Origin of the sequence: Nostoc sp. EspVER01, assembly GCF_034530635.1 — a bacterium.
Lineage (GTDB): Bacteria > Cyanobacteriota > Cyanobacteriia > Cyanobacteriales > Nostocaceae > Nostoc.
In genome coordinates this window covers 93940-105215 of record NZ_JAVRCS010000011.1, presented here as the reverse complement: position 1 = coordinate 105215, position 11276 = coordinate 93940, and the positions used below count along the sequence as shown (strand labels likewise).

Annotated in this window: 10 protein-coding genes and 1 tRNA gene; 4 read left to right on the top strand and 7 right to left on the bottom strand. The window is 41.4% G+C overall.

Annotation, left to right across the window (positions count from 1 at the left end; genetic code table 11):
- Nucleotides 1–163 precede the first annotated feature (163 nt).
- The gene (locus tag RMX69_RS12305; protein ID WP_289799291.1) at nt 164–721 is read left to right on the top strand and encodes a hypothetical protein; all 558 of its coding nucleotides are present in this window, start codon (nt 164–166) and stop codon (nt 719–721) included.
- Nucleotides 722–798: 77 nt separating this feature from the next.
- Nucleotides 799–1443, top strand: coding sequence for a DUF3318 domain-containing protein (locus RMX69_RS12300; RefSeq protein WP_099099657.1), 645 nt, complete (start codon nt 799–801; stop codon nt 1441–1443).
- A 252-nt stretch (nt 1444–1695) separates the two neighbouring features.
- Here RMX69_RS12300 and RMX69_RS12295 read toward each other — a convergent pair whose 3' ends face one another.
- Nucleotides 1696–2493, bottom strand: a complete 798-nt coding sequence (locus RMX69_RS12295) for a 7-carboxy-7-deazaguanine synthase QueE (protein WP_289799290.1) — start codon at nt 2491–2493, stop codon at nt 1696–1698.
- 199 nt (nt 2494–2692) lie between these two features.
- Between RMX69_RS12295 and RMX69_RS12290 the strand changes: the two genes are divergently transcribed.
- Complete coding sequence (locus tag RMX69_RS12290) at nt 2693–3742, top strand: sugar transferase (RefSeq protein ID WP_289799289.1); 1050 nt, start codon at nt 2693–2695, stop codon at nt 3740–3742.
- A 303-nt stretch (nt 3743–4045) separates the two neighbouring features.
- On the opposite strand, the gene RMX69_RS12285 is transcribed toward RMX69_RS12290, so the two are convergent.
- The 6 genes from RMX69_RS12285 to RMX69_RS12260 form a co-directional block, all read right to left on the bottom strand.
- Nucleotides 4046–5503 (bottom strand): YcjF family protein, encoded by a 1458-nt coding sequence (locus RMX69_RS12285; RefSeq protein WP_322637615.1) that lies wholly within the window; start codon nt 5501–5503, stop codon nt 4046–4048.
- 103 nt (nt 5504–5606) lie between these two features.
- A tRNA-Met gene (locus tag RMX69_RS12280) sits at nt 5607–5683 on the bottom strand.
- A gap of 46 nt (nt 5684–5729) precedes the next feature.
- A complete protein-coding gene (locus RMX69_RS12275) occupies nt 5730–6683 on the bottom strand; it encodes an asparaginase (protein ID WP_289799287.1) in 954 nt (317 codons plus the stop codon).
- Nucleotides 6684–6776: 93 nt separating this feature from the next.
- Nucleotides 6777–7277: a CGLD27 family protein gene (locus RMX69_RS12270; protein ID WP_289799286.1), complete on the bottom strand. Its 501-nt coding sequence runs from the start codon at nt 7275–7277 to the stop codon at nt 6777–6779.
- The gene (rsfS, locus tag RMX69_RS12265; RefSeq protein WP_181928677.1) at nt 7274–7732 is read right to left on the bottom strand and encodes a ribosome silencing factor; all 459 of its coding nucleotides are present in this window, start codon (nt 7730–7732) and stop codon (nt 7274–7276) included. The genes RMX69_RS12270 and rsfS overlap by 4 nt, the downstream gene beginning before the upstream one ends.
- A gap of 611 nt (nt 7733–8343) precedes the next feature.
- Nucleotides 8344–9618 carry a glycosyltransferase family 4 protein gene (locus RMX69_RS12260; protein ID WP_289799285.1) on the bottom strand — a complete coding sequence of 425 codons (1275 nt, stop codon included), beginning with the start codon at nt 9616–9618 and terminating at the stop codon, nt 8344–8346.
- Between the two features lie 374 nt (nt 9619–9992).
- Here RMX69_RS12260 and RMX69_RS12255 point away from each other — a divergent pair, with 374 nt between their 5' ends.
- Nucleotides 9993–11171: a DNA cytosine methyltransferase gene (locus RMX69_RS12255; protein ID WP_289799284.1), complete on the top strand. Its 1179-nt coding sequence runs from the start codon at nt 9993–9995 to the stop codon at nt 11169–11171.
- Nucleotides 11172–11276: the final 105 nt, after the last annotated feature.

The window sequence follows — 11276 nt, the reverse complement described above, 5'->3', positions numbered from 1 at the left end:
CTATTTTTCTGATCTTCAATGCCCCATGCCCCATAACCTATACCCAATACCTTAATTGCATACTTCTATGGGATTAGAAGTATCCACACCAACCCAAACAAATACCCCTAGCAGGTTAAACTAGGTCTGGTAACAACTGCTCCACGTTCCTTATGAGGCTTTTATGGGAGCTAACCTCAAACAGATTGCCAGCTATTTAGACAACCTTGGTTGGGACTACCGTTTTGATGATGAAGAAGACCGAATCATAACAGGTGTGGAGGCTGATAACCTAGAAGATTTCCTAATAGTTGTCCAACTGGATGAAGAAGGAAAATTTTTTCGAGTATTTGCCCCTCAAGTCCTAGGAGGAATCCAAGACCATCCTCACAAGGCAGCTATCCTCCAAACAATGCTTGCCATTTCCTGGGAAACCAAAATGTTGCAATGGGAGTATGACCCATCCGATGGTGAAATTCGTGCCATTATTGAGTTTCCTTTAGAAGACTCGATTCTCACAGAAAAACAATTTCACCGTTGTCTGAGTGGATTAATTCAGATTGTCGATGGCATAGCAATACCTCGATTGACAGAAGTTATGGCAACAGGCCTCGATCCGGGGAATATAGAACTTGGGGAAAGACTATTACTCAGTATCCAAGAAGAAGCCCCAGGATTGTTAGATTTACTAGAAAAAGCAATGGAAGCGCGAAAAAAGCGAGGAAGTTTTCCTAGTGAGTGAGACGGATCATCACTTAAATAGCTATACTCCAAAGTGATACCCTCACTATATACTGAAATTTTCTGGGGCTGGATATTATGACATCCTATGCAACCTCCTCTGCCAAAGCGGAAATGAGTGAACTACGGCGGTTGAAAGGCTTACTACCGCCAGAATTACAGAGCTGGGTCACGGTTGAAGGCACAACTGAGGTCAATCCACCCCTGGTTCGCTGCGAAGAAATTGGTAAAGACCAAGTAGAAATTCAAATTGATTTGGTGAAATGGGATGCCCTCGCAATGGATCAGCGTAATCTGCTGTTCTGGCATGAGGTTGCTCGCGTTCAAAATGACACAATTCCTAAAGATGGTTGGGAAATGGCAGCTCTAGCCATCGGTTTAGGTGGTGCTGTAGGGGAATTGTGGGTACAAGATGGATTGCTGCTGGTGTTAGCTTTGTCGCTTTGTGGCGTGTCAGGCTGGCGACTGTACCAAAAGAATAATGGGGAAAAGCAACTAAGAGAATTGCTCAATGCTGATGAGAAAGCGATCGCTTTAGCAACTCGTTTTGGTTATAGCCTCCCCAATGCCTACAAGAGTCTCGGTAGCGCCTTGAAAACCTTGATTGATAATACTCCTAGTAAGCGCCAACGATCGAGATACGAAGCAAGACTCTCTGCCCTCAAACGCAGTGCCAATAAGGCAAAAGCTAAATCCAAGGCTCCAGATGAGGGCGCACTATAGCAACCAGAAATTAGGTTGGGTGGGTATTGCTCACCCCCTGAACTAAATCAACGCCTTGAACTAAAATTCAAGTTTCTCTTTGAGTTGGAGAGAGAAGGTTTTATGTAATAAAACCTCTTAGTGGTCTTTTGATTTAGCTAATTAGACTGCCTACTGAGGAGGCTGCTGCCTCCCTAATTAGCGGCAACAGCCCAATTACCATTTCATAAAATCTTACTTTTTTCTTGACTACATCTTTATCAAACTAAAATTTTACAACTGGTTCAGCATTTTATGCGTCTGGGGGATCACTCGTACGTGCTTGACAAACCCCTTCATCAAAGCTTGCCACGTCAAAACTTGATCGCTGGAAGGCGCAAGTACAGGTACTGGAGAAAATTGTTCTGATACTGCCAAAGGCGTAACTGGTTGTAAAAATACTGAGATATCTGGACTAACCTCTGCCACCAACGAAGCTGAACGTTCTAACTCGGCGGGATCTGTGTTTTGAGACACAATTATCTTGACAAAAACATTTAAATATGAGTCATAACATAACTGGAGAAATTTACTATGTTCTTGCCAATGACTTTCGCCACTAACACTGGGCAATTTTAAATCCATACCTACAGAGTCTAAGTATGGGATAATCATTGCTAGTTGTTCTGGGCGATGTCCGCCGGTTTCTAAGTATATAGGTAGACCAGTTATGGCTCGCACTTGGGGTAGAAACTGCGTTAGAAATGAGGCATGAAGAAGTGGTTCGCCGCCAGTTAAGCTAATGCTATCGTGTAGACAAGGCAGATTTTGCTGTTCCACCCATTCGATTAATATGGGTAATGGGACGGGGTTAGAGTGGATTTCAAAGTCGCGCAATCCAGGCGATCGCTCTATCCGACAAGTTGTAGGTGCACTCCAAGTGTGGGCGCTATCACAAAAGTGACAGCGCAAATCACACAAAGCAAAACGAATAAATATCTGACGTGTCCCTACATTCAGTCCTTCCCCTTGAATGGCAGAAAAGACCTCAATCAGGCGTGCGGTAGGTGTAACCGTATTTTTAGAAATCATTTGATGAGAGCAACGCGATCGCGCTGCGTCGGCACAACAGCAAGGATGTTTTTTGGCTTCTTGTTCTATTGTGAATCGTCGCTAGCGATCTCCAATCTCAGCCTGGGTAAATAACAGTTAGTCCTGATTACCACCAATTTCCGATATTAGGTTAAGTAATTTTGTAGGACAAACTAATGTTTGGCATATTACATTATACATGGCAACGAAAGTGCAGAGCTTCATGACTAGCCAACCGACAGAGGTCGATTTTCCAGTTAATTCCCTAAACGACATTGCTATAGTGCAGGTGCCGACGCGGTTGAGCGTGCTGGAGGCTTTAGGCTTTAAGCAAACCTGCCAAGGCTTAATTGGGCCCAATTCACATCCCAAGCAAATCATCATTGACTTTCACCAAACTACTTTTATCGATAGTAGTGGTTTAGGTGCCCTGGTAAGTAATTTTAAATATGCTCAGGCTAAGGATATTACATTAACACTGCGGAATGTAACACCTCAAGTCATGGCAGTTCTAAAACTCACAGGGTTGGATCAGGTTTTTCCTCTAGAACTTGTGGGGGATGGGTCGTTAATAGAACAAGATGACGTAGTAGATAATCGGAAGACAACTTCTCGTAAAGTAGAGCAGTTACCTACTACTCACCCATCTATGGCATCTTGGATGAAACGGTTCTTAGATATTGTTGGGTCAGTGATTGGTTTATTAATTACAGGAATTTTATTTATTCCGATTGCGATCGCTATTCAAATTAACGATCCCGGCCCCATTTTCTTTAGTCAAATTCGTTGTGGTTGGATGGGTAAACGCTTTAAGATTTGGAAATTTCGCTCTATGTGTGTGGATGCAGAAGCGAAGAAATCCCAAGTCAAAAACCAAGTGCAAGGTGCTTTTTTCAAGAATGAAAATGACCCTAGAATTACTAAGGTAGGGCGCTTTTTACGGCGAACTAGTCTTGATGAATTACCCCAATTTTGGAACGTCCTCAAAGGAGAGATGAGTTTAGTAGGCACTCGACCACCTACACCCGATGAAGTTGAACGCTATGAAGTACCTGAGTGGCAACGTTTAGATGTCAAACCCGGTATGACTGGCGAATGGCAAGTAAATGGGCGTTCTACAGTCCGTAGTTTTGAAGATGTAATTCGTCTGGATTTGCAGTATCAAAAAAATTGGAGTTTAGTGTACGATTTAAAGCTAATTTTCAAAACTATAGCTATTCTGTTTAATAGAAACAGTGGTGCTGTTTAGCTAATTATCCTTATTCACAATTTTTTGAGAACTCGCAACTCTCACGATATTCTTAAATACACCCAAGCCTATTTTAGGCTTGGGTAAATTTTAGGTTTACTAACAGCAGCACACAAGTATTAGCCAATTTTAGTTTTGAGATTTTAGACTGATCCCACGGATCAATCCTCTTTATTAAAACAAAGATGTTTATGTATTTTTATCCTCTATTAAAATCAGGGTTTGAAAAAATTTTGGATTTTGAATCATTCAATCCAAAATCCAAGATTCAAAATCTCAAATTTGGTAATCCTGTGTATGAGATTATCCCATTGCTTTCTGAACACTAACTACTTCAACCGGCTGCACTTCTGGCAACAAACGCTTCATGCCTTGCTTAACAAACCCCTGCAAAAAACCAATCTGCTGATTTTGTTGAAATACCTTTTGCAATGTTTGCCGCAAATTCTCCAAATTCAAACCAGTTCCAGAATCTATCGCTATTTCCTGCTGTTGGAAGTAATCAACTAGACTTAACCCTGCGACTCTAGTCAGATAAGCCGCACTTACTCCCTGCACTACACCACCAGCAACAAAGGTAACGGCATTACTTTTCAGAACAGTACTAATCGCCTTTGTAGAAAGTTCAACTAAACCCAATTTCAGCATTAAACTTCCCATTGTTCCAGCTACGGTTTGTGCCTGTTCTAGAGAAAATTTTTGCTGATAGATATTACCTAAATCCATTACCATTTGAGCATTAATTGCCGCAGTTGCCAGGATATCAAAGGCTGGTACTGGGTTAGCAAAGGCAGCGGCAGCAGCTATCCACTGATATTGTTCAATAATTGGGGTGGCGCGATCGCGTCTGGTTCCATTTAGCCAATTTTTCGCCTCAGCTTTCAACAATCCGGCTTTCCTCATGGTTGTTAACCAAACTAGCCGTTGTCCTTGCTGTGCCAAAACTTCACCCAACTGCTGCGTTAATTGCTGGATATCAGCTGCTGGTTGCTCCATCCACTCTTGCACAGAACCATCAGCCTCATGCTTTCGGACTTTGATGGCAATGGGAGAGGCCGCAGTTGCAACTACATTTCCCTGCATCCGCTGTTTCAACGACAGCAAGATGTTGGCGCTTTCATCGGTTAAATACTGGTCTTGTTTGTTGAAAACCATCATATTAGGCTGATTTGCTGCCTTTAGCTGCTGTAAAGTTTGAAATTCTGAGTCTGTCAAATCACCGTTTGTCAGAAATAGCACAAAATCAGATTTTGCTACTTCTGCCAAAATAGCCGCATCTGAGTTTTCACCCACTTCTCTAAATAAAGGTGGTGTCTCTTGTAGAGATACGAAATTTTGTGTCTCTAGATTTTGCTCTAGCACTTGAATTAAAGTGCTTTTACCCACGGATTTCCCGCCAGTCACAGCTACTTTAATTTTTTGCCTGTCTAATTCCAACAATAATTGGGCAATTTGTTCTCTGAGTGTCTCTAAGGCTGGATGGTTTTCCGCTTCTTGTGCTAGTTGGTTAATTACAGTTTCAGTTTTAGCGATCGCACTTTCCACAGTCGCTCGATCAACCACCATACCATCTAGCTGCTTTAAACTGTCTTTGGGGCGATTTTGTTGGAATAACCACAAACCACCACCTACAGCTAAGGCACTCAACAAACCAAACTCACCCACCTGCACTATAGAATCGTGCCAACTGTCCAACATCCACAGGGAAAAGGAAAGTCCCAATCCTCCCACTAAAATTGGTCGCTGCAACTTCACAACCATGATTCTCCGCGCTTTTTGGATGGCTATTTCTTCCAGAATAGATCAAAATAAAACAAAACCCCGCAATCTTTACTGATTGTAGGGTTTTGTTTTACATTTTATTTGGTGGCGGGAAGTGGATTTGAACCACTGACCTTCGGGTTATGAGCCCGACGAGCTACCAGGCTGCTCTATCCCGCGTTGCTCTCGACTTATTTATAGTAACCTATAGTCAAGAGTTTGGCAACTACAAAAACGATAATTCTCCAATTACTTCTAAACGCTTGTATTTTCCCAAGGTGACAAACTTTTCTGAGAGGCTTTCGGCGGCACTGGGACTAATCCACCCCATTTGCTGGAGTAAGTGAATAGCTACGGCATATTTTGCCCGTTTTGCCCCATCCATAACTTTGATTGCCAATCCCAAGCCTTCACCGAGTCTACCAATACACTGCACTCCTTCGGCACCAGTTTTGCTGACTAGTTCTCCTGGAGTTAAGCGCATCAGTTCCGTATCAAATTCTCCATCTCCTGCTACCATTGCGGGGTGATGAGTCATGGCACGGACAATGCGCTCCATATCCAAGTTTGTACTAGAGGCCAACAGTGCATACAAAGATGCCATGTGACCGAGTTGCATCAGATAAGTTGGTGCGCCACAGTCATCATGAGCGCTGATAAATTCTGCTGCTGGCATTCGCAGCAACTCTGCGACTTTGCCCAAAATTAACTGCTGTATTGGATGCTTGCGATCCAAGTAGTTATTCAAGGGCCAATGGCGTTGCTGACAAACAGCTAACATTCCCGCATGTTTTCCAGAACAGTTGTATTCCAGAGGACTCCGTTTGCCTTCAGGAATTGGACACTGGAGTATAGTTGGGTCAAGATCCGCCCGCCAAAGGATATTAAATACCTGTCGGACTTGATCTATTCTTCCTTTATGGGAACTTGTGATAATTGCTAAGTCGCGATCGCTGAGTTGATAGCGTTCCAGTGTACCTGTGGTGGTGACAGCAAGTGCCTGAAATGGTTTGAGGGCTGAACGGATAAATGCAGCAGTTTCAGAATTTCCGGCAACAGTTAGAACCCGTCCTCGTTCGTCGCAGACAACAGCTTGGACTATATGCCTGGATTCAATAATACCTTCCCGCAGCAACCGGACTTCCAGTGCTGTGGCTTGAGTTCGTTTTCCCATTGTCATGGGTTTATATTTATCACCTTTTTTTAGTTAGGAGTTAGGAGTTAAGAGTTATGAATTATTAACTAATCACTCCTAACTCCTAACTCCTAACTTTTAAAACAAATGCCAACCTATAGTACCAATAACGTACATTCCCGCCAACCCAGCAAAGGTAAATTGTAACCGCCGCAGAATGGGTTTGATTTCGTATGAGACAATTAAGCGATCGCGGTTGAGAACTTCCTCTGGTTTAGTCCAAGTTTGACCATCGTACCAGCCGGACTCTTCATAAAATACTGTGGGACTACAAAGGCGATCGCACACGTAGAACCAACCTAAGTACAACCTTACCAGTATCAGTACTAATCCGACACTCGCTCCGGCTGCACCACAGAGAATAAAATGTGCAATATACTTGTGAGGGGGAAAACTTGCCGCAGCTATGGGTCCTGCGAATAGCCAAGATAAACCCCAAATCCAAACAAGTTTCGTGATATACTCGCGCCAATCTAAAGTAGTATCACGAAACAGCCAGGAAGTTTTTAACTCTTCGTATTCATTGAGCGGTTGTTGGTCTGTAGGAACTGGGCAATTAGAAACCGAAGACCTAATCATGTTGGCTTACCCTCACCTTCATCAGATTCTGGAAGGGAAATACGTTCTGCATGAATCCAGAACGCTTCTAAATTATAAAACTCCCGTTCCTTGGGCATCATGATATGAACGATCACATCACCGTAGTCTTGTAGTACCCAACTCCCCTCAACTTTTCCTTCTGTCCTTAAGGGACGGCGTTGCAACTCAGTTTCGACTTTTCCTTCAATTGCTTGAGCGATCGCCCTTACCTGTACCTTAGAATAGCCAGTCATCATCACAAAGTAATCCGCCAGGTAAGATACCTCTGCTACTTTGAGCAATAAAATCTCACCTGCTTTGCGATCTGATGCCGCAACAGCGATCGTTGCAGCTAATTTTTCGCTCGCCTCTTCGGTTTGGCCGTGGCTTATTACCGCACTCTTCGTCAGTGGGACAGATTGCAATGGGAAATTTCCTTGGAAATAATCAGTCATTAAACCTCAGGTGCTTTCTTCCTTTTGAAACAATTGTTGACATTTACTTACAAACAACGAACAATTGATCTGACAAATGTGTCAATAGGTTTTTTTGAATACTAACAAAAAAACAGGTGTCTATGGGATTAGTTTGATAATTGGCTGTTGAGATTTCGATATCCGCAACAGCTGAAAAGCTGATGGTTATTGTGCAGCGATAAATCAACCAATAACTTTCCAGCAGGAATTAACAGCGAAAATAATCGCCGATTCATCAAACAGCATAATATGTAATGTAAAGCTAGTAATTCGCAGGTAACTATACATCTACGCTTTATACTGTCTACCAAAAATTATGATACAACACAGCATACTAATAACTGGTCTAGCAAAAGTGCGCTTTATTATATACGTATAAACTCAGTATTTATACATAATTTATCAGTAATAACCCACGGATGGAATGAAGTGAAGCCGTGAGATTTTTAGTTCAACAATCCACCTGACAACCTGCTTGTCTATCGCTATATTTTTAATAGTAAAATTAGCTACCCTCAAAATCTCATAATATTTAGACATGAGGGCATAATTGTAATCTCTACAGATGTAACATAACTTTGCAGTAAAGATTAAACTTCTTGTTTCGTAACTATGCCTCTAGACTGAATTGCTCTACGTTCTGCTGTCAATGAGTAACATAAGGACTCATACTGATTTAAAGCTTGCTCAAAAGCATATTGCTCAACGGCATATTGGCGACTTTTGTAACCCAGAGTTTTGACTTTTTCAGGGTTTTGGTACAAATCTAAAATTGCCATCGCTAAAGCTTGGGGATCTTCTGGAGGAACGATAACTCCGCCGCCACTTTGCCTAATGGCTCTTGCTGCCGTACCATTGTCGGGGACAGAGGCAACTAAGGCCCCTCCACTAGCAAGTAGCACTTGAATTTTTGACGGCATATTGAAGGATACAACATTTTTCTTTTGCACCACTAAACCAACATCCGCAGCTGCTAACATCTGTGGTAAATCTTTGCGGGGTTGAAATGGCAGTAACAACACATTATCTGCGCCGCAGTCTAGACATTCCTGTTGCAATCGCTGTAAACCTTTTGCCTCTCCAACGATGACAAAGACAATATCTGGGATATGACGCAATACAGAAGCAGCTTTGACGACGCTTTCTAAACCTTGAGTTAAGGCGATGTTACCAGAATAAAGTACTACAAATTTGCCATTCAGATTATGTGCTGCGCGGAAAGGGTTATCCTCTTTAGGCAAAGGGCGGATAAAATTTACATCAACCCAGTTGGGAATTTGCACAATTTTCTCAGCTTCTACGCCCTTAGCTCGCAAATTGTCCACAAACCCATCGGCGATGACGCTAATTTTACTGGCACTGCTATAGGCAAATTTTTCCAATAATGTAAACAACCGGATAAGTAATTTATTTTTCAGTAGACCGACATGGACGGCTGCTTCTGGTAATATATCTTGTAGATTTAAAATCACAGGACAAGCACGTAACCATCCTAAAAGAGCAACTGGTACACAGCTTGGCAAGGATGGCGATGTTGAGAGAATCACATCTGGGCGCCAACCGATGAGGGCGGGTACAAAACTAGTGACGACGAAACTAGCATCTAATAACACCCTATCTAATAGGTTGGGTTGTGGACGAATCCAAACGTAACTGCGTTGAATTTGAACGCCATTTTTGTATTCGTTGACATACCATTTACCCCGATATTCGTGGTAAATTTGCCGCTCAGGGTAATTGGGCATAGCGGTGACTACACGCACTTCATGCCCACGTTTCACTAGTCCCTCTGCTAATTCAGTCATTAGTGGGGCAATACCAATCGGTTCTGGATAGTAGTTGTAGGAGTAAATTAAAATCCGCATAAAAATTTAGTCCGAAGTACCCCGGTTTTTTATTTAGTGACAAATATTTGTCTGAAATATCATCTGGGCTTGGAAAACCCTATATCTAATTGTGACTCCAGACTGTTTTTATGTCAGGTGTTTTCCTTAAAGATTGAGTAAACTTTGAGATGTAATACTTAGGGTAACTATAAATTTTTTTTACTATTTAAACAGTTTTTCAATTGTTATGTTTTGATTGGTACTTACGTAGAAGCCCTAAGTATATTAGGTTTTACCAACTCTTAAAACCAAATTGGGATAGTTAGTATTAACTCTCTTTATAAGTTACGCACATAAACCATTTTCATAGAATCTGAATATTAATAATATTTTTTGATCGTACTAGTAATTCAATGAGCGATCGCCCTTGTATTTTCTCTTTTTTTGCTGGCTCAGGTTTCCTCGATTTAGGTTTTGAAACCAGCGGTTTTAATATTGTTTATGTCAATGAAATCTTCGCTCCATTCATCGCCGCCTATCGCCATTCACGAGAAGTTCTGAAAATGCGATCGCCTGAATATGGATATCATCACGGTGAAGCCGCCGATGTAACAAATCTTATTGCCGGAAAAGAAGCGCAACGCCTACAAGAATTAGTCAAAAATTGCCGCAAATCTCATAATATAATTGGTTTCATCGGCGGACCTCCCTGTCCTGATTTTTCTATTGGTGGAAAAAATAGAGGAGGTTTGGGAGAGAATGGTAAGCTTTCTGCTTCTTATGTTGAATTAATTTGCCGCAATCTTCCAGATTTATTTTTATTTGAGAACGTTAAGGGTTTATGGAAGACAACAAAACACCGTTTATTTTTTGAATCGCTTAAGCAACAATTACACGAAGCAGGCTATATATTAACAGAGCGATTAATTAATGCTATCGAATATGGCGTACCCCAGGATAGAGAAAGAATTATTATAATTGGTTTCAAAAAGAATTTTCTTCAGAACATAGGGATCAAAGTTGGTAGTGAAAAATTACTACATGAGGTGTATTTCCCTTGGAATAATTATATTTTATATTCTCACGAAAAAGTCTTTTCTTACCCTTGGCGCAAGTGTGAACCATTCCAAGAAAATTCTCTAATACCTTGTCCTGACAATATACCTGAAGAATTAACAGTTGAATACTGGTTTAGAAAAAATAACGTTCTGAAACATCCCAATACTGAAAACTGTTTTCAACCAAGGGCAGGGATCAGAAGATTTGCTTCTATTGATGAAGGAGATGATTCTAAAAAGTCTTTCAAACGTCTGCATAGATGGCGTTACTCTCCGACAGCTTGCTATGGAAATAATGAAGTACATTTACATCCTTACAAAATCCGGCGGATTTCTGTAGCAGAAGCTTTAGCTATCCAATCTTTGCCTGCCAATTTTGTACTTCCAGAAAATATGTCACTCACTAATATGTTTAAAACTATTGGTAATGGTGTCCCATATTTGGCATCGCAGGCATTGGCTCAAACTATTATTAATTTCTTAGGAAATAGTGTAAAAAATTCTGTTGATATTCCTAGTATTACTACTACTTAGCGTTAACTTAAATACTTGCACTAATTCCGGGATATCTGTAAAGCCAATATTAAAGACAATTCAGCAGCTTGTTTTCAGGATAAACTCGTAATAAATGTGGTTTAA

Excerpts from the sequence above, each read along its gene's own strand:
- RMX69_RS12255 (WP_289799284.1), top strand. The coding sequence starts at position 9,993 with ATGAGCGATCGCCCTTGTATTTTCTCTTTTTTTGCTGGCTCAGGTTTC.
- RMX69_RS12305 (WP_289799291.1), top strand. The coding sequence starts at position 164 with ATGGGAGCTAACCTCAAACAGATTGCCAGCTATTTAGACAACCTTGGT.
- RMX69_RS12295 (WP_289799290.1), bottom strand. The coding sequence starts at position 2,493 with ATGATTTCTAAAAATACGGTTACACCTACCGCACGCCTGATTGAGGTC.
- RMX69_RS12260 (WP_289799285.1), bottom strand. The coding sequence starts at position 9,618 with ATGCGGATTTTAATTTACTCCTACAACTACTATCCAGAACCGATTGGT.
- RMX69_RS12300 (WP_099099657.1), top strand. The coding sequence starts at position 799 with ATGACATCCTATGCAACCTCCTCTGCCAAAGCGGAAATGAGTGAACTA.
- RMX69_RS12270 (WP_289799286.1), bottom strand. The coding sequence starts at position 7,277 with ATGATTAGGTCTTCGGTTTCTAATTGCCCAGTTCCTACAGACCAACAA.
- RMX69_RS12290 (WP_289799289.1), top strand. The coding sequence starts at position 2,693 with ATGGCAACGAAAGTGCAGAGCTTCATGACTAGCCAACCGACAGAGGTC.
- rsfS (WP_181928677.1), bottom strand. The coding sequence starts at position 7,732 with ATGACTGATTATTTCCAAGGAAATTTCCCATTGCAATCTGTCCCACTG.
- RMX69_RS12285 (WP_322637615.1), bottom strand. The coding sequence starts at position 5,503 with ATGGTTGTGAAGTTGCAGCGACCAATTTTAGTGGGAGGATTGGGACTT.
- RMX69_RS12275 (WP_289799287.1), bottom strand. The coding sequence starts at position 6,683 with ATGACAATGGGAAAACGAACTCAAGCCACAGCACTGGAAGTCCGGTTG.